At 63.0% G+C, this 17,288-nt stretch carries 22 protein-coding genes and 2 tRNA genes; 7 read left to right on the top strand and 17 right to left on the bottom strand.

Annotated elements, in window-relative coordinates; genetic code table 11:
- From BMX04_RS18335 to BMX04_RS18325, 3 genes are all read right to left on the bottom strand, one after another.
- Positions 1-268 (bottom strand): transposase (locus BMX04_RS18335; RefSeq protein ID WP_139194579.1); only part of this gene is annotated, 268 nt, incomplete at its 3' end.
- Between the two features lie 246 nt (positions 269-514).
- Positions 515-1,414: an FAD-binding oxidoreductase gene (locus BMX04_RS18330; RefSeq protein ID WP_074788293.1), complete on the bottom strand. Its 900-nt coding sequence runs from the start codon at positions 1,412-1,414 to the stop codon at positions 515-517.
- Positions 1,415-1,738: 324 nt separating this feature from the next.
- Positions 1,739-1,822: transfer RNA gene (locus BMX04_RS18325), tRNA-Leu, on the bottom strand.
- A 131-nt stretch (positions 1,823-1,953) separates the two neighbouring features.
- Here BMX04_RS18325 and BMX04_RS18320 point away from each other — a divergent pair.
- Positions 1,954-2,532 (top strand): YqaA family protein, encoded by a 579-nt coding sequence (locus BMX04_RS18320; RefSeq protein ID WP_074788292.1) that lies wholly within the window; start codon positions 1,954-1,956, stop codon positions 2,530-2,532.
- Positions 2,532-2,996: a disulfide bond formation protein B gene (locus tag BMX04_RS18315; protein WP_074788291.1), complete on the top strand. Its 465-nt coding sequence runs from the start codon at positions 2,532-2,534 to the stop codon at positions 2,994-2,996. The genes BMX04_RS18320 and BMX04_RS18315 overlap by 1 nt, the downstream gene beginning before the upstream one ends.
- Before the next feature lie 266 nt (positions 2,997-3,262).
- Here the strand turns inward: BMX04_RS18315 and BMX04_RS18310 are convergent, their stop codons facing one another.
- Positions 3,263-3,691 (bottom strand): Lrp/AsnC family transcriptional regulator, encoded by a 429-nt coding sequence (locus BMX04_RS18310; protein ID WP_074788290.1) that lies wholly within the window; start codon positions 3,689-3,691, stop codon positions 3,263-3,265.
- A 119-nt stretch (positions 3,692-3,810) separates the two neighbouring features.
- Here BMX04_RS18310 and rocF point away from each other — a divergent pair, with 119 nt between their 5' ends.
- The 3 genes from rocF (at position 3,811) to BMX04_RS18295 (ending at position 6,487) form a co-directional block, all read left to right on the top strand.
- The gene (gene rocF, locus BMX04_RS18305; protein WP_050661297.1) at positions 3,811-4,740 is read left to right on the top strand and encodes an arginase; all 930 of its coding nucleotides are present in this window, start codon (positions 3,811-3,813) and stop codon (positions 4,738-4,740) included.
- Between the two features lie 10 nt (positions 4,741-4,750).
- Complete coding sequence (locus BMX04_RS18300) at positions 4,751-5,800, top strand: ornithine cyclodeaminase (RefSeq protein WP_074788289.1); 1,050 nt, start codon at positions 4,751-4,753, stop codon at positions 5,798-5,800.
- Between the two features lie 150 nt (positions 5,801-5,950).
- Positions 5,951-6,487: an isochorismatase family protein gene (locus tag BMX04_RS18295; protein WP_074788288.1), complete on the top strand. Its 537-nt coding sequence runs from the start codon at positions 5,951-5,953 to the stop codon at positions 6,485-6,487.
- 4 nt (positions 6,488-6,491) lie between these two features.
- Here BMX04_RS18295 and olsA read toward each other — a convergent pair whose 3' ends face one another.
- From olsA to BMX04_RS18280, 3 genes are all read right to left on the bottom strand, one after another.
- Positions 6,492-7,325 carry a lyso-ornithine lipid O-acyltransferase gene (olsA, locus tag BMX04_RS18290; RefSeq protein ID WP_074788287.1) on the bottom strand — a complete coding sequence of 278 codons (834 nt, stop codon included), beginning with the start codon at positions 7,323-7,325 and terminating at the stop codon, positions 6,492-6,494.
- Positions 7,322-8,089 (bottom strand): L-ornithine N(alpha)-acyltransferase, encoded by a 768-nt coding sequence (olsB, locus tag BMX04_RS18285; protein WP_074788286.1) that lies wholly within the window; start codon positions 8,087-8,089, stop codon positions 7,322-7,324. Before olsB ends, olsA begins: the two co-directional genes overlap by 4 nt.
- A gap of 106 nt (positions 8,090-8,195) precedes the next feature.
- Positions 8,196-8,378: a DUF3553 domain-containing protein gene (locus tag BMX04_RS18280; RefSeq protein ID WP_050661273.1), complete on the bottom strand. Its 183-nt coding sequence runs from the start codon at positions 8,376-8,378 to the stop codon at positions 8,196-8,198.
- A gap of 32 nt (positions 8,379-8,410) precedes the next feature.
- On the opposite strand from BMX04_RS18280, the gene BMX04_RS18275 reads away from it, so the two are divergent.
- Positions 8,411-9,010 (top strand): histidine phosphotransferase family protein, encoded by a 600-nt coding sequence (locus tag BMX04_RS18275; RefSeq protein WP_217644523.1) that lies wholly within the window; start codon positions 8,411-8,413, stop codon positions 9,008-9,010.
- On the opposite strand, the gene BMX04_RS18270 is transcribed toward BMX04_RS18275, so the two are convergent.
- The 8 genes from BMX04_RS18270 to BMX04_RS18235 all read right to left on the bottom strand — a co-directional run bounded on the left by BMX04_RS18270 (position 9,007) and on the right by BMX04_RS18235 (position 15,983).
- Complete coding sequence (locus BMX04_RS18270; RefSeq protein WP_074788284.1) at positions 9,007-10,272, bottom strand: glutamate-5-semialdehyde dehydrogenase; 1,266 nt, start codon at positions 10,270-10,272, stop codon at positions 9,007-9,009. The genes BMX04_RS18275 and BMX04_RS18270 overlap by 4 nt on opposite strands.
- Positions 10,273-10,295: 23 nt before the next feature.
- Complete coding sequence (proB, locus tag BMX04_RS18265; RefSeq protein ID WP_074788283.1) at positions 10,296-11,402, bottom strand: glutamate 5-kinase; 1,107 nt, start codon at positions 11,400-11,402, stop codon at positions 10,296-10,298.
- Complete coding sequence (gene obgE, locus BMX04_RS18260) at positions 11,390-12,427, bottom strand: GTPase ObgE (protein ID WP_074788282.1); 1,038 nt, start codon at positions 12,425-12,427, stop codon at positions 11,390-11,392. The genes proB and obgE overlap by 13 nt, the downstream gene beginning before the upstream one ends.
- Before the next feature lie 38 nt (positions 12,428-12,465).
- Entirely contained in the window at positions 12,466-13,005 is a 540-nt protein-coding gene (locus BMX04_RS18255; RefSeq protein ID WP_074788281.1) for a GNAT family N-acetyltransferase, read from the bottom strand.
- 190 nt (positions 13,006-13,195) lie between these two features.
- The gene (gene rpmA, locus BMX04_RS18250; protein WP_050661278.1) at positions 13,196-13,465 is read right to left on the bottom strand and encodes a 50S ribosomal protein L27; all 270 of its coding nucleotides are present in this window, start codon (positions 13,463-13,465) and stop codon (positions 13,196-13,198) included.
- A gap of 11 nt (positions 13,466-13,476) precedes the next feature.
- Entirely contained in the window at positions 13,477-14,124 is a 648-nt protein-coding gene (locus BMX04_RS18245) for a 50S ribosomal protein L21 (protein WP_074788280.1), read from the bottom strand.
- A gap of 198 nt (positions 14,125-14,322) precedes the next feature.
- Positions 14,323-15,126: a hypothetical protein gene (locus BMX04_RS18240; protein ID WP_074788279.1), complete on the bottom strand. Its 804-nt coding sequence runs from the start codon at positions 15,124-15,126 to the stop codon at positions 14,323-14,325.
- A gap of 2 nt (positions 15,127-15,128) precedes the next feature.
- Positions 15,129-15,983 carry a DUF2059 domain-containing protein gene (locus BMX04_RS18235; RefSeq protein WP_338101081.1) on the bottom strand — a complete coding sequence of 285 codons (855 nt, stop codon included), beginning with the start codon at positions 15,981-15,983 and terminating at the stop codon, positions 15,129-15,131.
- A 118-nt stretch (positions 15,984-16,101) separates the two neighbouring features.
- Here BMX04_RS18235 and BMX04_RS18230 point away from each other — a divergent pair.
- A tRNA-Ser gene (locus BMX04_RS18230) sits at positions 16,102-16,191 on the top strand.
- Between the two features lie 199 nt (positions 16,192-16,390).
- On the opposite strand, the gene BMX04_RS19225 is transcribed toward BMX04_RS18230, so the two are convergent.
- Positions 16,391-16,759 (bottom strand): YbjQ family protein, encoded by a 369-nt coding sequence (locus BMX04_RS19225; protein WP_139194627.1) that lies wholly within the window; start codon positions 16,757-16,759, stop codon positions 16,391-16,393.
- A gap of 250 nt (positions 16,760-17,009) precedes the next feature.
- Positions 17,010-17,288: transposase (locus tag BMX04_RS18225; protein ID WP_175477411.1), on the bottom strand; the 279-nt coding region annotated here is incomplete at its 5' end.

Raw genomic sequence — 17,288 nt, 5'->3', positions numbered from 1 at the left:
CGGCGAGAAACCACGTCCGCAATGGCAGGTGGCTGCTGTGCATCACCGTGCCAGCCGTCACGGATGTCTGTCGCCCGCAGCCAGCACATTCCCAGGTCGCCCGATTTCGCTTGAGAGGCCAACCCTTGCAGGTGCCACAAGAGGGGCAGACGAAGCCGTCCGGCCAGCGTCGTTCTGCCAGATACTCCGAACACGCTTCCTCATCGAAAAAAAGCGCGTCGAACGCTTGGCGGGACATAGGTCTATCGTTTTTCCATCTGGCTGGCATGAGCGGAACAATAAGCGAACATCACAGATTTGCAAGCCCGGTGGCACAACATCCTGTGCCGCCGGAACGAAGGGGATAAGCCTTTCACGCATGATTGGGACCGCCCTGCGGTTTTCCAAAAGCGTGAACATCGCGAACTCGGGCAACTCGAACCCATGGCGATACATCATCTCGGTCTCCGAGCCGCCTTCGGTCAGGAAGATCTCGCCGGACCCGGCCTGTGGAAGCGGTGATCGTATCGCCATCTCATGCCTCCGGCTGGATGTTCTGGTTGAATTGGAACCGGTTATGAGGATCATACTTGGTCTTGATCTCGACCAATTTTTTGTAGTTTTCACCGAAACTCGCTCGGGTCAAAGCATCGCCGTCTTCGCCGTGACCCGGGAAATTCAGATAGGCACGGCCATGATGTCCAAATGGCTCGGATGCGGTCCAGCCCTGCCTCGACCAGGCGATATTGGCATCGTCATCCACTGCATCTGACCAGACACCATCCAGCGAATACATCCAGCCCATCGACCGGTCGCCAAAGGCGGTTGCATCTGCCGGAACCTTGGCTGTTGCGCCGCCAAAGTTCCACAGCGACGAAAGCGAGTTGTCCGAAGGGGCCGAAGCAGCAGTCTGGATTGCCAGATCGATCATCTCATCAGACAATTCGCTGAGGTATCGCGCCTTCCAGTAACAGCGAAATGCGCCCGAAGGCATGAGCGTATCAAACAGCTGCTGAACGTCGCAGTAATTCATGCGGCCCGAAAAATCAGTGACCATTGCTCCAAGTTCGCGCAAGGGCTGCAACAGTGCCTCACCCTCGGCGGCATCCCCGTTGTAAACACAAGCCAGGGTGAATACCCGTTTACCCCAATGCTCCTCAGGGAAATCCTCGCCCTCTGCGGCTGTTGAGAATTCGCAGATTGATCCGACCCGATCTGAGTGTTCCGCCAGAAAGTCGCGCCACGCCCGGATCGGGCCGGGGCCGTCGTCGAGGGCATAGATCGGGGCCGCGAACATGACCTCCGGGCCGACCGGATGCAGCGCGAACTCGAACTGGACAACGACGCCGAAGTTGCCGCCCCCACCCTTGAGCGCCCACAGCAGATCGGGATTCTCATCGGCGCTTGCACGCACCAGTTTGCCTTCGGCGGTCACAACCTGCGCCGCAACCAGATTGTCGATCGAAAGCCCGTGTCGGGCGCGCAGCCAGCCAATCCCGCCGGATAAACTTAATCAAGGATGAGCCAGAGCCTCCAAACGAAAGCACGCTCTGATGTCCCAAATTATCTGACGACGCACATTGAGCGATTCGACGATCTGCACGATTCAGTAACTCGCCGCTCTCGCCTTTCCGTGCCCGAGCGCGACCGCCTTACGGGCCGATTCCAGCCCTCAGAACAGAACGGAAACAGAACGTGAAAGTGGTTTCGGGGTGTGGTTTCGAGTGGGGTCGCGGAAATCCGAAATCCGCTAAGTCATTGGTGCCCAAGGTGGGATTCGAACCCACACGCCTTGCGGCGGGGGATTTTGAATCCCCTGCGTCTACCATTCCGCCACTTGGGCCCGGCGCAGTGCTTAGCCGAGCGCAGAGGCTTCGTCCAGAGGCCCCGGTGATTTAAGTCGCTTTCTGCACAAGACTTGACCCCGCGGGCCACCCATGCTGTTTCGCAGAAAACCCGCTCAGGACAGGCCACATGATCAGATCGCTATATGACAGGACCCTGCGCATGGCCGAACATCGCCACGCGCTCTGGGTGCTGGCCTGTGTCAGCTTCATCGAAAGCTCTGTCTTTCCGATCCCGCCCGATGTGCTGATGATCCCGATGATCCTCGCCCGGCCTTCACGCGCCTGGCTGATCGCGGGCATCGCACTCGTTTCCTCGGTACTGGGCGGCATGCTTGGTTATGCCATCGGCGCCTTCGCCTATCAGGAGATTGGCCAGCCGATCCTCGCCGCACTGGGCAAGGGCGACGCGATGGTTGCGTTCAGCACTCGGTTCAACGATTTCGGATTCTGGGCAGTACTGACGGCCGGGGTGACGCCCTTCCCCTACAAGGTGATCACCATCATGTCAGGCTGGACGGCGATGCCACTCGGGACCTTCATCGCCACCTCGATCCTGGCACGCGGCATCCGCTTCTTTCTCGTCGCCGCCCTGCTGTGGAAATTCGGCACACCCGTGCGCGACTTCATCGAGCGCCGCCTCGGACTGATGACCGTACTCTTCGTGCTGCTGCTGTTCGGCGGCTTTTATGCGACAAGGTTCCTCTAATGTCCCTCAGCCAACGCCAGTTGATCCTGATCGCGGCCAGCGGTTCCGCCGCGCTGATGCTGGGCGCGCTCGCCTTTCAGCATATCGGCGGCATGGCCCCGTGCAAGCTCTGCCTGTGGCAACGCTGGCCGCATGTGATCGCGATTGCGCTCGGGGCGGTGGCGCTCGTCGCCCTGCCCCGCCTGATGGCATTCGGCGGGCTGCTGGCCGCACTTGCCACGGCGACCTTAGGCGGGTATCACACCGGGGTCGAGCGCGGCTGGTGGGAAGGACCCTCTGAATGCTCCTCGACAGGGGCGGCGGGGCTCAGCACCGATGAGCTGTTCAACCAGATCATGGCCGCCCCGCTCGTGCGCTGCGACGAGGTGCCATGGGAGATGCTCGGCCTGTCGATGGCCAGCTGGAACATGGTGGTGTCGCTCGGCCTCGCAGCGTTCTGGCTGATGGCATTGCGGGCACGCTGAGACAGGTTTGCTCGGCCCGAACGGGTCTGGTGCTGGCCTTGGGCGAACGTTGCAGCGAGCCGCGCATCGTCGTGCCGCGATGTGACGATCCAACGTCAGTTTGGCAGTGCTTTATCTTGACCAAACCAGAAAAACATCTGAGCGCAGAACAGGTTGCAGCCAAATCGCCGCGCCGGGGGGCGGCACGGTGATGCGCGGCGGCCTTCGGCCGCGTTTCGCGCAGGGTGCTTCAATCAGAGGTCCGCTCCAGGCCAACCAAACCCCACCTACCCCCCCGACTTCCAGGTATTCAGCAAAAGGCTCGTCTCCGAACTCGCGATCCCGTCGAAACGCCGGATCTGCGCCAGCACGCGGTCAAGCTCTTCCAGCGTCTCGGTGCCGATCTCGACGATCACGTCCCACCGGCCATTGGTCGTATGCGTCGCGCGCACGGCACTCAGCCCGTTGAGCTGACGGATCACCCGCTCTGTGCCGCGCCCCTCGATCCCCAGCATCATCAATCCGCGCACCGGATCGCGCGCCGTATCGCCGCGCAGCACCACCGTGAACCCCACGATCTCGCCACTCGTGCGCAGCCGCTCAATGCGCGCCCGCACCGTGGTGCGCGACACTCCCAGACCGATCGCCAGATCCGACAGCGAGGCGCGTGCATCGTGGCGCAGCATCGAGATAAGCCGCCGGTCGGTATCATCCATTTCGCAAGTCTTTCATTCCATATCGTACAAATACACCCCGATTAGTGCAAAACAGCCGCTTCAAATCAACCCGTTTCGGCAGCACCCTCAGCGCGACACGCAAATCAGCAGAGGTTCCCATGACCCCGCAAGACATCATCCTGATCGGTGCCCCGGTAGATAGCGGCAAGGATCGACGCGGCTGCCTGATGGGCCCCGACGCCTATCGCACCGCCGGTCTCGCCGAGGCGCTGATGGATCTCGGCCACCGCGTCTCGGACACCGGCAATCTGACACCGCAGCCCGCCACGCCCGATCCGGCCCTGCCGCCACATGTCTACGCGCCCGAGCAGACCGCCGGCTGGACCGCGACCCTGGCCGAGGCGGCTCAGGACGCGCTCGCCACAGGCTTGCCGGTGTTTCTGGGCGGCGATCACAGCCTGTCGCTCGGCTCGGTCGCGGGTGCGGCCAATCACGCCGCCGCCACGGGCCGCCCGCAATTCGTCCTCTGGCTCGACGCCCATAGCGATTTCCACACGCCGCAGACCACCGCCTCGGGCAACCTGCACGGCACGCCGCTCGGCTATGTCACAGGGCGCGCGGGCTTTCACGGGTTTCCGCCCGTGGCCCATCCGGTGCCCGAGGAGAACATCTGCATTCTCGGCCTGCGCTCGGTCGATGCCGCCGAACGCGAGGCGCTGCAGGCCACGCAGATCCGCTATCACGACATGCGGGTGATCGACGAGCAGGGCATCTCGCGCCCGCTCGGGGCTTTCCTCGATCATGTCGCCGCACAAGGCGGCGCGCTGCATGTCTCGCTCGACGTGGATTTCCTCGACCCCTCCTTCGCCCCTGCTGTCGGCACCACCGTGCCGGGCGGGGCCACGATCCGCGAGGCGCATCTGGTGATGGAGATGATCTGTGACAGCGGGCTGATGACCTCGCTCGACCTCGTGGAGTTGAACCCCTTTCTCGATGATCGCGGCCGCACGGCGCAGGTGATGGTCGATCTCGCGGCCTCGGCCCTTGGCCGCCGCGTCTTCGACCGCCCCACCATGGCCTATAGCTGAGGAGACCCCCATGACACTCGCCCCCTCCGACAAGGCGCTCGTGCCTTTCGTCTCCGTCGACAACATGATGAAACTCGTCCATCACATTGGGATCGAGCCAATGCTTGCGGGCCTCGCAGACTATATCGAGGCCGATTTCCGCCGCTGGAACCTGTTCGACAAGACCCCCCGCATCGCCTCGCATTCCGACGAGGGCGTGATCGAATTGATGCCCACTTCGGATGGTGAAGTTTACGGCTTCAAATACGTGAACGGCCATCCCAAGAACACCAAGGCCGGCTTGCAGACCGTCACTGCCTTCGGGCTGCTGGCCAATGTCGGCAATGGCTACCCGGTGCTTCTGTCGGAGATGACCGTGCTCACCGCCCTGCGCACGGCGGCCACCTCGGCGATGGTGGCAAAACATCTGGCCCCCAAGGGGGCCGACACGATGGCGATGATCGGCGCGGGCGCGCAGTCGGAATTCCAGAGCCTCGCGATGAAGGCGCTGGTGGGGCTGAAATCGGTGCGGCTCTATGACATCGACCCCGCAGCCACTGAGAAGGCCGCGCGCAACCTGACCGGCATGGGGCTGGAGGTGGTCGCCTGCCGCACACCCGAAGCCGCGATGGAGGGCGCGCAGATCATCACAACCTGCACAGCCGATAAACAATATGCCACGATCCTCACCGACAACATGGTGGGCAGCGGCGTGCATATCAACGCCATCGGCGGCGACTGCCCGGGCAAGACTGAACTGGCGGCGGGGGTTCTGCAGCGCTCCACGATCTTTGTCGAATATCCCGAACAGACCCGCATCGAGGGCGAGATCCAGCAGCTTGCCCCTGACCATCCGGTGACCGAGATGTGGCAGGTCCTCTCGGGCGAGGCCCCGGGGCGCACCTCGGCCGAACAGATCACGCTCTTCGACAGCGTCGGCTTTGCCATCGAGGATTTCAGCGCCCTGCGCTATATCCGCGACCATATCGGCGGCACCGAGTATTACATGGATCTCGACCTGTTGGCCGACCCCGACGATCCGCGCGACCTTTTCGGGATGCTGCAACGCGCCGCGCCTTGAACGGTCGAAGACGGCGATCAACGCCACAGGTTGCAATCTGGCCAAACTGCCGCGCCGGACAGCACTTGCAACCTGCCCGGATTGCACACACTCTGGCCCACACCCCGGCCACAGCCATCCGATGTCAAACCCAAGCTGAAGAGACACTTTATGCCCACCCTGGATGCGTCCACCTCCCACCTTCTGCTCATCGACTTTCAGGCACGTTTGATGCCCGCAATCCATGACGGAGACACGGTGACCACGCAGGCGGCAAAGCTGCTCTCGGCCGCACGCATCCTCGACCTGCCGCGCAGCTACACCGAACAGAACGCCGAAAAACTGGGCGGCACCGTCGCCAATCTCGCCCCGGAACAGGGCGAAACCGTGCTCTCAAAGATGAGTTTCGACGCCTGTCGCAACAGCGCAGTGACCGAAGACCTGTCAGGGAACGCGACCCTGATCGTCGCAGGCTGCGAGGCGCATGTCTGCGTATTGCAAACGGTTCTGGGCCTGCTGGACCGGGGTCATCGCGTAGCGGTAGCGGCAGATGCAACAGGCTCGCGCACGCCCGCCAACCGCGACGCAGCACTTTCCCGCATGGCCGCGCATGGAGCCGAGATCGTGACGACGGAAATGGTCCTCTTCGAATGGCTGGGCACCGCCGAACACGCGCAGTTCCGCGCGATCATGCAACTGATCAAATAGACCATCAAACCCCGCGGCGGTCCTGCGGCATGCCCGATCGCACAGCAGCCTCCGCCGCCGATGCAAGCGCCTTGCGATCCGTGAACTCCGCCACCCGCAGCGGCGCGTGGTAGAGCAGCGTCACGCCGCCCTGCCTTGGTGCGCCAAGCACCTGCATCAGATGCCCGCCAAAGCTCATGTCACCCCACCAACCATAGAACCGGCGATCCTGATCAGACGGCGCATGGTAGATCAATGTCACCGGCTGCACCTGCATCGGCCGTGTCTGATCCAAATTGAAGAACGCCTCAAAAAGTGTTGATTTAAAAGGTAGAACGCGCATACCGTCGGTTGAACTGCCCTCGGGAAAGAACAGCAGGCGATGCCCGAGCCCCAGCCTCTCGGCAAAGATCGCGGTCTGCGCCCGCGCCTCGCGCCGATCACGCTTGATGAAGACCGTGCCGGTGAGCCGCGCCAAAGCGCCGATACCGGGCCAGCCCGCGACCTCAGATTTGGAGACGAAATACACCCGCTTGCGCGCGTTGAGCGCAAAGATGTCGAGCCAGGAGACGTGGTTGCAGACCACCGCGCCGGGGCCGGTCATCGGCTGTCCCTCGATGCGATGCGCCATGCCAAGGATCGCGAAAACGCAGCGGCTCACCCATTTGGTGATCGTCGGCGACCACGGGCGATGCAGGCCATAGAGCGGTCGCTCGATCAGCCGCAGCGGTAGGGTCGCCAAGACACCGGCAAACAGCAACAGCACCAGAAGCGACCCCCGCAACCCCACCCTCGGCCAGTGCCCTGCCCCGCGCGACACCTCGGGCGGTGGCTCACCCGACCGCCATGTCACACTCACCGTGCAGCCCCCTTTGAATAGATCGCACGTTGTGTCGGGCTCAGCCGCGCGGTGTCCATGATCAGGCAGACATCGGTGGTGTTGAAGGCGTGATCGACATAGGCTCCCTCGCCGACATGACCACCAAGCCGCAGATAGGCCTTGATCAAGGGCGGAACCTGCAACATCGCCGTGCGCCGGTCGAGCGCCTCTTCCGCGATCAGATCCATGCGCTGAAAATGGTCGGGCCGGGCGCGCACCCGCAACTCGGGCGGTGCCAGATGACGGTGATGCAAGAGCGCCAGAGGCTGCGCCAACGGTTCCGGGTCGGTGCCGTGAAAGCTCGCCACGCCAAACAGGATATCGACGCCGTGGACCTCGATATATTCGGCCAGACCCTGCCAGAGATGATACATGCCCGGCCCGCCGCGATAGGGCTTGGCCAGGCAGGACCGCCCCAGTTCCAGCAAACGCCGCCCGCTCTGCCGCAACGCGCCCAGATTATATTCGTCCTCGGAATAGAACTGCCCCGCGCGCGCGGCCTGATCGGTGCGCAACAGCCGGTAGACCCCCACCACGGCATCTGCCTGCGCCGTGTCGATCAGCAGCAGGTGGTCGAAATAGGCGTCGAACCGGTCCTGCTCCAGCCGCGCATCGTGATCGACCATCGGCCCGTCGCTGCCCAGTTCCGCCACGAAAACCTCGTAGCGCAGCCGCTGCGCGGCGCGCACGTCGTCTTCGGTCTCAGCGAGTTTGACACGGAATTGGGGGGCGTTGGCAGTCATCGGCCTCGTCTCTGCACTCTGCCGCGGTTCTAGGCAAGCTCACGACAAAGTGCAACGTCGCCCGCGCAGGCGGGCTTGGCGGATGTTAACGATTTGATAACCTTGATCAGGGATCAAGAACGGGAAGAAGTTCCACTCGTGATCCGTCGATCACAACCTTGCCCTCTTCACGAAAGTTGACCGTGATGCGCCCGCCGATATTCGATTGCACCTGTCCCACGCCCCAATCCGGGCGACCGGGGTGTTCGACCAGCATCCCCGGCTCGAGGATCGAATTCATATCGCTCATGCCACCCCCTGACGCGAAAGCCCAGCCTCATGGTGCAGGATGATCCCGCGCTCTCCGCGCTGATAGGCTCGCGCATCTGCCACGATCTGGCAAGCCCTCTTGGCGCGATTGCAAATGGTCTTGAACTGCTCTCGCTTTCCGGCCTCGGCAAGAGCGCGGAACTAACACTCATCCAGGACAGCCTGCGGGGTGCCGTGGCCACGCTCGACCTGTCACGCCTTGCCTTTGGTCGCGCGGAGCCGGGGGAAATGCTGGACGCACAAAATCTGCACGGCACCCTCGCGGCCTATTATGCCAACCGGCCCAGAATGGCACTGGACTGGCAGGTCACAGGCCCTCTCTCCCGTCTTCATGCGCAGATCATCGTGCTGCTCTGTCTGGGTGTGGAGCGGGCCTTGCCGCGCGGCGGGCAACTTCGGGCGACAGGCGCGCACCCGCGCATCGAGGTCTCTGCCCTCGGCGACACTCTCACCCCGGATCTCGCACTTTGGGAAGGTGTGAAGAGCGGCAAGGCGCTACCCGCACCGGACCCCCGCACTGCGCAATTCAACATGCTGCATTATTGTCTTGCCGTGCAAGGCCTGACGCTTGACCACAGGCTGACCGACGGGGCGTTCACCGTCTCGGTTTAGGCCCGCGTCGCACCGTCACCCTCGACGAGATATTTGAAACTTGTCAGCTGCGCCGCACCCACCGGGCCGCGCGCGTGCATCTTGCCAGTGGCGATGCCGATCTCGGCCCCCATCCCGAACTCGCCCCCATCGGCGAACTGCGTCGAGGCATTGCGCATCAGGATCGCGCTGTCGAGCCGGGCAAAGAACGCCGCCGCCGCCGCATCATCCTCGGTCACGATGCAATCGGTGTGGTTGGAGCCATAACGCCGGATATGCGCTATCGCGTCGTCGATACTGTCCACCACCTTCGCCGCGATGATACTGTCAAGATACTCGCGCCCCCAATCCTCGGGGCCCGCGGGCACGGTGCCGTCGATGCCCAACAGCACCTCATCGGCGCGCACCTCGACGCCCGCGTCGATCAGCGCACGGATCACGCCCTGCCCGATGGTCCCCACCACGTCGCGGTGGATCAGCAGGCATTCGGCGGCACCGCAAATCCCTGTGCGCCGGGTCTTGGCGTTGAGCACCACGCGCAGGGCTTTCTCTGGATCGGCCCCGGCGTCGAGGTAGATATGCACGATCCCTTCGAGATGGGCGAAAACCGGCACCCGCGCCTCGCGCTGCACGAGACCGACCAGCCCCTTGCCGCCGCGCGGCACGATCACGTCGATGGTATCGGTCATGGTCAGCATTTCCTGCACCGCCGCGCGGTCACGGGTGGGCACGCGCTGAATGGCATCCTCGGGCAGTCCGGCGGCGCGCAGCCCCTCGACCAGACAGGCATGGATCGCGCCCGACGAATGAAAACTCTCGGAGCCACCACGCAGGATCACCGCATTGCCGGATTTCAGGCAGAGCGCGCCCGCATCCGCCGTCACGTTGGGGCGGCTCTCGTAGATCACACCGATCACACCAAGGGGGGTGCGCACGCGGCGGATATGAATGCCAGACGGCTGATCCCATTCCGCCAGAACCTCGCCTACCGGATCGTCCTGCGCCGCAACCGCGCGCAGCCCCGCGACCATGCCCTTGATGCGCTCCCCATCGAGCGCCAACCGGTCCATCATCGCCGCAGACAGCCCCTTGTCGCGGCCAAGCGCCAGATCCTCGGCATTGGCACTCAGAATCGCATCACGCCCCTGCCAGACCGCATCGGCGGCGGCCTCGAGCGCATGGCGCTTGGTGGCGGGATCGGCCACCGCCAGTTCCACCGCCGCCGCGCGCGCTCGCGCGCCGATCTCGGCCATCAGCGCGGCAATATCGGTCTGGTCCTTCATGGTCTCACCCTCAAAAACACGTCTCAGATTGCCATATCGTCGCGATGGATCAAAGGCCCGCGCGCCGGATAGCCCAGCACATCCTCGATCTGATCGGAACGCAAATGCTTGATCCGGTCGGCATCACCCGCGTCATAACGCGTGAGCCCCTGCCCCAGCACGCGGCCCGCCTCATTGGCCACCTCGACCGGATCGCCTCGGCCAAACCGGCCTGACACCTGCGCCACTCCGGCGGGCAAGAGGCTGCTGCCCTTGGCCAATGCCCCCGCCGCGCCCGCGTCAACGGTGATCCGCCCCTTCGGCTTCATCGCCGCGATCCACGCCTTGCGCTTTTGCTGCGGATCGCCCTGCGCTAGAAACCACGTCGCCGCCGCCCCTTCTTCCAGCGCGCGCACCGGGTGCAGCACCGCCCCTTGGGTGATCGCCATGTCGCAGCCGCCCGCCGTGGCGGTCTTGGCGGCCATCAGCTTGGTCTTCATCCCGCCCTTGCTCAGGCCCGATCCGGCATCGCCCGCCATCGCCTCGATTTCGGGGGTGATCGCCTCGATCACATCGAACCGGCGCGCGCCTGCATCCTGCATCGGGTTGGCGGAATAGAACCCGTCGACATCCGACAGCAGGATCAGCTGATCCGCCCCCGCCGTGACCGCCACCTGTGCTGCCATCCGGTCATTGTCACCGTAGCGGATTTCATCCGTGGCAACGGTGTCGTTCTCATTGACAATCGGCACCGCGCCAAGGCGCAACAACTGCTCCAGCGTGGCGCGGGAATTGAGATAGCGGCGGCGGTCGGCGCTGTCCTCCAGCGTGACCAGTACCTGCGCCGAGGTCAGCCCGTGCCGGGCAAGCGCGGCGTCATAGGCCCCGGCAAGCCGGATCTGCCCCACGGCGGCGGCGGCTTGGCTCTGCTCCAGGGTTAGATCCGTCGCAGGCAGTCCCAGCACCCCGCGCCCGAGCGCGATGGAGCCCGATGACACAAGGATCACATCCGTCCCGCGCGCCCGCAACAGCGCCACATCCTCGGCCAGTGACGCCAGCCATTCGGCGCGCAACGCGCCGGTGGCCCGGTCCACCAGCAGCGCCGAACCGATCTTGATCACCAGCCGTTTCGCGTCTCTTACGGTTGCCACGGCGCGTCGTCGTCCTCTACCGATCTGTGCCGCAGCCGGTTCGCGTCGATCCGCTCACGCAGCGCGCGCAGCACGTCCGTGACACCCTCGCCGGACACCCCCGACATCAACATCACCGGCGTGCCGCAGGCCGCCTCCAATTCGTCTCGCAGGAACGCACGTTCCTCTTCGTCCAGCGTGTCGATCTTGTTGAGCACGGTCAGGCGTGGCTTGTGCGCCAGCCCGTCGCCATAGGCCTTCAACTCATTGATGATGGTCTGATAATCGGCCACGAGATCGCCCGAACTGCCATCCACCAGATGCAAGAGCACGGCGCAACGCTCGACATGTCCAAGGAAAAGATCGCCCAGGCCCCGCCCCTCGGACGCGCCGTCGATCAGACCGGGAATATCGGCCACGACGAATTCCACATTGTCCACGCCGACAACGCCCAGATTGGGGTGCAGCGTGGTGAATGGATAATCCGCGATCTTCGGTCGCGCATTGGAGGTGGCGGCCAGAAACGTGGACTTGCCCGCATTGGGTAGCCCCAACAACCCCACATCGGCAATCAGCTTGAGCCGCAGCCAGATCGTGCGCTCAATGCCCTCTTGACCCGGGTTCGCCCGGCGCGGGGCCTGGTTGGTCGAGGTCTTGAAGCGCACATTGCCCCAGCCGCCATTGCCGCCCTTGGCCAGTTGCACCCGCTGGCCGATCTCGGTCATGTCGGCGATCACCGTCTCCTCGTCCTCGTCGAGGATCTCGGTTCCCACCGGCACCCGCAGCACGATATCCTCGCCGGTATGGCCCGTGCGCTGACGGCCCATGCCGTGCTGACCGTTCTGGGCAAAGAAATGCTGCTGGTAGCGAAAGTCGATCAGCGTATTGAGGCCGTCCACCGCCTCGGCCCAGACCGAGCCGCCATGCCCGCCATCGCCGCCGTCAGGGCCGCCATATTCGATGAACTTTTCGCGCCGGAAGCTGACACAGCCCGCACCGCCCGAACCGGAGCGGATATAAACCTTTGCGAGATCGAGAAATTTCATGTGTCGTCCTTACGCAAAGCCCACGCCCCGGGCGGGCCTCATGTCATCTTCTTGCTATAGGTCCATGTGGGCACATTCGCACCACGGGCCACGGAATAGCTCTCGGCATCCCCAAGATACTGAAAGCCGCAATTGGTCAAGACCCGGGCCGAGGCCGCATTGTCCTGAAAGACGCTGGCGAAAATCGCCTGCGCCTCGTGCGGATTGGCGGCGAGAACCGCCTCCACCCCGGCCGAGGCGACGCCTGTATTCCAATAGGCCGGAGCCACCCAATAGGAGATTTCCGACCGGCCCACATCGACGCGGGCGAGGCTGACAAGCCCCATCACCTCGGTGCGGCCCGACTTGGTGCCGTCGATGGCCCAGATATCCTCGACCCGGTCCTCCGATTGCGCGCGGGCGATCAGTGCCTCGGTGCTGCCCGGCGGCAAGGGGTGCGGGATCGACGATGTCGCCCGCGCTACCCGCTCGTCGCCAGCATTATGCGCGATCAGCCCCGCATCCGACACCCGCAAGGGCCGCAAATCGAACCGCTCGGCCTCGATCACCGGCTGGTTGACGATGGTTTCCAGTTTCATGCGCTCCTCCTCATGCTCCGGGCGCGTCTTGGGTCTCATCCAGATGGGGGCACCTGGCTGCGTCAAAAGATGGTCCGCTCCTCTTCGCACCGCATTGTGACCCATCCTTGACCGCCCTCTGGCCGAAAACGGAAAAGGGGACCGGCACCTGGCACCGATCCCCTCATGTCATTGACCTGTCAAGGACGGCTTATTCCGCGGCCTCCGCCACTGGCAGAACCGAAATGAAAGTGCGGCCCTTGATGCCCTTGTGGAATTTCACGGCACCCTCGGCGACGGCAAAGATGGTGTGATCCTTGCCCTGCCCCACGCCCTGGCCGGGCCAGAACTTGTTACCGCGCTGACGCGCGATGATGTTGCCAGGGATCACGGCTTCGCCGCCGTATTTCTTGACGCCAAGGCGGCGACCGGCAGAATCGCGACCGTTACGGGATGAACCGCCTGCTTTTTTATGTGCCATTTGGTCTCTCCTTAGCCTTTGGTCAGCTCTTGGGCCTGTGCGATCCAGCCTTCACGCTCGATCCGGCCCTTGAACGACAGTTTTTCGTCCATATCAGCAACATCGGCCTCCGTCCATGCCGCGATCTGGGCGAAGGACGTGACACCGTTCTCGTGCAGCTTCTTCTCAAGCGCGGGGCCGACGCCCGACAGCTTCTTGAGATCATCTCCACCGGCAGCGGCCTTGGGGGCCTCCGCCTTTTTGGGCGCTGCTTTCTTGGCGGGTGCCTTCGTCTCGGTGGCGGCCACGGCCACGGCCCCGACGGACCCCGCACCGATGGCGGCCTTGACGCCCGACCTGTCGCCACCCTTGGCGAGGATCTCGGTCACGCGCAGCAGGGTCAGCTGCTGACGATGCCCCTTGGTGCGCTGCGAGCCGTGCTTACGGCGGCGCTTGACGAAGTGGATGACCTTGTCACCCTTGACCTGATCGACAACCTCGGCCTGAACGGCAGCACCGTCGACAAGCGGCGCACCGATCACCGGCGCGTCACCGCCTAGCATCAGAACTTCGTTGAATTGAACTGTCTCACCGGCATCCGCTGCAAGCTTTTCGACACGGAGCATGTCACCCGACTGCACCTTGTACTGCTTGCCACCGGTCTTGAGGACCGCAAACATGGGCTCTTCCTTTTTCTTCCGCGCTCTGTGGTCCCTGCCCTTGCAGGTGTTTCCGGCCCGATGGCCACCTCGAACGGCGCACCCGTCAAGGGTGTCATGAACAACGAACCCGGCAAGATTATCCCTCCGGGTTGCGGGCGTATGCGACAGCGGGCACACAAAGTCAAGGGCCACGACCCGGCGAATACGCCCGAGCAGCTATAAATCCTCACCCTGCATCTGCATCGCCACCGCGCGGCCCAACTCATACGAATTTGCCTCGTGCATCGCGTCGAACGCCACGAAAAGCGCCTGGTTGAGCGCGCGGCCACCCGGATCGCGCCAGAGCGCGATATATTCCTCCAGATCCGCCCGGTCGACCGGTGCATAGGGCATTGCCATGAACCCGTGAAGCCAGTCGCGCGTCTCGGTGCGCAACTCGTCCTCCTGCGCCCAGAGATCGGCCAGCATGTCGCCCTCGCCCAGACCAAGCCCGCCCCCCTGCGCCACCCCGCGGTAAAAGGCGAGGTTGGAATTCATCACACCAGCCACATTGCGCTCGACCAGATCGCTATCGGCGATGATCGCCTCGATCTGCGGCACCAGCGGCGCATCCTCCGCCACCAACCGCTGGTATCCCGCCGCTGCAACCGCTTCGGTCCCGGGCTCAAGGAACGCCCGCCGCGTCGCCAGTTCCAACGCGAGCACCTCGGCCCCCAGACCCTCGAAGAATGCAGTGAGCGGCGCCGGATCAACGCCCGCCATTTCCTCGGCGAAACGCGCGCGCAGAATGCGCCCCATCTCCTCGGCCTGATAGACCCGCGCCACCATGCGCGCCCAACTCTCGCGCTCGGAACCAGCCAGCATGTCCTGCCCAACCTGCGCACCATAAAGCTGGCCCTCGCGCTGCATGATCTCGACGGTGTCATCGAATCGCAGCGCCTGCATCAACCGCTCCAGGCCCTCGGCGCGCAGCGGCAGCGCAAACAAGGCACAGGCGAATGCCAGCGCAATGGCGCGCATGATCACAGCTCTTGCGCGGGCTGCAATTCAACCATCCGGGCGGCCAGCACTTCGAAGCGGTTGGCCATGATCTCATATTGCACGGCGTTCATCAGCTCATAGACACGCGCCATCACCGGGTGCTCCAACGCCTCGACATAGGCGCCCAGATCCTCGGTCGGCAGGCTCGCATAGGTCACCGCCGCATTGGCCAGTGCCGAGGCCTCGATCTGTGCCCGCAATTCCGCCTCGCCCTCGGCCATCAGCGCGCGCAGCGCCTGCTCGTCGAGATCATATTCGAGCACCCCAGCATAGGACGCGGCCAGCAGGAACCGGACCTGGATTTCCTGCACCGCGCGCACCCCGGTACCGGCGCTGTCGACGGCGGCATTCATGTCACGCAGAACCTCGCGGCGCGCCTCCGGCATCTCGGTCAACAGGTTCAATCCCTCGGCGCGCTTGGCATCGTCATCCTCACGCATGTGAGAGGCATTCTCGACCGCCACCAGCCGCTGCCCCAGATCCGACGCGTAGAACTCGGCGGCATGGCCCAGCATCTCGTCATCCAGCGTCTCGCTCAACACGTCGAGCGCCATCTCACGCATCCGGCCAGTGTCGAACACCTCGCCTGCGACCCGTTCCCACTCATGCCCGAAATCGCTGGCCTCGAGCCCCAGCATCACCGGCGCATCCGCCGCGGCAAGCGCGATGGAATCGAGCGCCACGCCGAAGCCCGTGACCTCCAGATAGGCTTGCAGCCGGTCGCGATCAGCGGCGCGTGCGGGCAATGCGGCGACAGCAACCACAGCGGCCGCGAACCCCACGGCAAACATCACCGCGCGCAAAAGCGGTCTCGTAGCATGGGGCGGGCTTTGCATCACAGATTCCTTTCTCGCTGTCACGGTGTTCAACCTAGGTAAATTCCTAGGCCAAACAATGCAAATCCCCCTTGCCCCCCCAGCCAAAGGCGATTAAACGCCACCTCCAGACCCCCGCGGAGAGGTGCCGGAGTGGTCGAACGGGGCGGTCTCGAAAACCGTTGACCCTTCACGGGGTCCCAGGGTTCGAATCCCTGTCTCTCCGCCAATAAATCGCATTAGTATGTTGTATATTAACGATATTTTGCTGATGTCAGAACCGCTGCCCCCCCGAGTGTCCCCCCGCGTGAATTGTCGTAGGTCAAGCGTTGGTGGATCGCCAAGTTGGCAGTGAGAGTGATCATCTTTGTCCGAAGCCGTTTCAGCAACAATTAGAGTTCAGTCTTGTTTTGAACCTGACTTCAAGCTTAGTAGCGGACGGCCAATCCACTGGCCTGTACAGTTTCCCAGCAATTAGTCCCAAAAGTATCCGTTCCTCTCAAATCAAAACCCACGTTCACTACAGCCGACGCCCCAAGTTCTAGCGCCTTTATCTGCAGTTGCAGGAGTGCATCGCCTTGGGATGCAGGCGGATCTGTCATCATATTTTTGCAACTGAACGCCGATACTGGGGCTATGACTGAATAGTTTTGAGGCGCGTTTTGTCCGAGCGTGAATACCCTGACATTTGAAGCCGCTGTTAGCGTTGCTGGATTGACCTTGCTAGTGTCGTTCACTTCGACTAGCGGACCACACGCACTTAATAACAAGGCAACAACGACGACTTTCTTAGACATGGCTTCATAACTCCAAATTTTATGTTGGCATACCATCGCTTCAAAACACAATTAATTACAATATGTAAGTTCTTTCACGCTGCCCTAAATGAAAGACGCATGCGTATTCCAATCACACCCGCACATTCATTCCGGCAACAATTCCACTCCGTTAATGCGCTGCGGTGAGGCCGCGGGCTTTGAGTAACTTAGAGGCTGCGCTTAACATTGCGAGAAAAGAGTTATGCCCAAAAGTTGGTGACGGCTGTCATCAGGCGGCGTTTTGAAGTTGCTTGATCCCGTCTTTGAACTCAACCCCCTGAATGACTTCGGGCAGTCGGTTTGTGCCGCTGAGCTTTCGCCATTTTTTCTTGGCTGACATCATTAGCTTGAAGACCATGGACAGGGCCGTTTTGCGGCTTAGGCAGCCCTTGGTCTTGCGGGTTCGGTTGCGCACGGTAGCGAAGACGCTTTCGATGGGGTTTGTCGTGCGGATGTGCTTCCAGTGCTCGGCAGGGAAGTCGTAGAATGTCAGCAGCACGTTGCGATC

It is taken from the genome of Roseovarius tolerans (assembly GCF_900109855.1).
Classification (GTDB): Bacteria; Pseudomonadota; Alphaproteobacteria; order Rhodobacterales; family Rhodobacteraceae; genus Roseovarius; species Roseovarius tolerans.
The sequence above is the reverse complement of the archived record's forward strand: the minus strand, read 5'-3'. Positions and strand labels throughout refer to the sequence as shown.

Coding starts and splice junctions, on each gene's coding strand:
- BMX04_RS18320 (WP_074788292.1), top strand. CDS start 1,954: ATGATCAGATCGCTATATGACAGGACCCTGCGCATGGCCGAACATCGC.
- BMX04_RS18315 (WP_074788291.1), top strand. CDS start 2,532: ATGTCCCTCAGCCAACGCCAGTTGATCCTGATCGCGGCCAGCGGTTCC.
- BMX04_RS18310 (WP_074788290.1), bottom strand. CDS start 3,691: ATGGATGATACCGACCGGCGGCTTATCTCGATGCTGCGCCACGATGCA.
- rocF (WP_050661297.1), top strand. CDS start 3,811: ATGACCCCGCAAGACATCATCCTGATCGGTGCCCCGGTAGATAGCGGC.
- BMX04_RS18300 (WP_074788289.1), top strand. CDS start 4,751: ATGACACTCGCCCCCTCCGACAAGGCGCTCGTGCCTTTCGTCTCCGTC.
- BMX04_RS18295 (WP_074788288.1), top strand. CDS start 5,951: ATGCCCACCCTGGATGCGTCCACCTCCCACCTTCTGCTCATCGACTTT.
- olsB (WP_074788286.1), bottom strand. CDS start 8,089: ATGACTGCCAACGCCCCCCAATTCCGTGTCAAACTCGCTGAGACCGAA.
- BMX04_RS18280 (WP_050661273.1), bottom strand. CDS start 8,378: ATGAGCGATATGAATTCGATCCTCGAGCCGGGGATGCTGGTCGAACAC.
- BMX04_RS18270 (WP_074788284.1), bottom strand. CDS start 10,272: ATGAAGGACCAGACCGATATTGCCGCGCTGATGGCCGAGATCGGCGCG.
- obgE (WP_074788282.1), bottom strand. CDS start 12,427: ATGAAATTTCTCGATCTCGCAAAGGTTTATATCCGCTCCGGTTCGGGC.
- BMX04_RS18255 (WP_074788281.1), bottom strand. CDS start 13,005: ATGAAACTGGAAACCATCGTCAACCAGCCGGTGATCGAGGCCGAGCGG.
- rpmA (WP_050661278.1), bottom strand. CDS start 13,465: ATGGCACATAAAAAAGCAGGCGGTTCATCCCGTAACGGTCGCGATTCT.
- BMX04_RS18245 (WP_074788280.1), bottom strand. CDS start 14,124: ATGTTTGCGGTCCTCAAGACCGGTGGCAAGCAGTACAAGGTGCAGTCG.
- BMX04_RS18240 (WP_074788279.1), bottom strand. CDS start 15,126: ATGCGCGCCATTGCGCTGGCATTCGCCTGTGCCTTGTTTGCGCTGCCG.
- BMX04_RS18235 (WP_338101081.1), bottom strand. CDS start 15,983: ATGCAAAGCCCGCCCCATGCTACGAGACCGCTTTTGCGCGCGGTGATG.
- BMX04_RS19225 (WP_139194627.1), bottom strand. CDS start 16,759: ATGTCTAAGAAAGTCGTCGTTGTTGCCTTGTTATTAAGTGCGTGTGGT.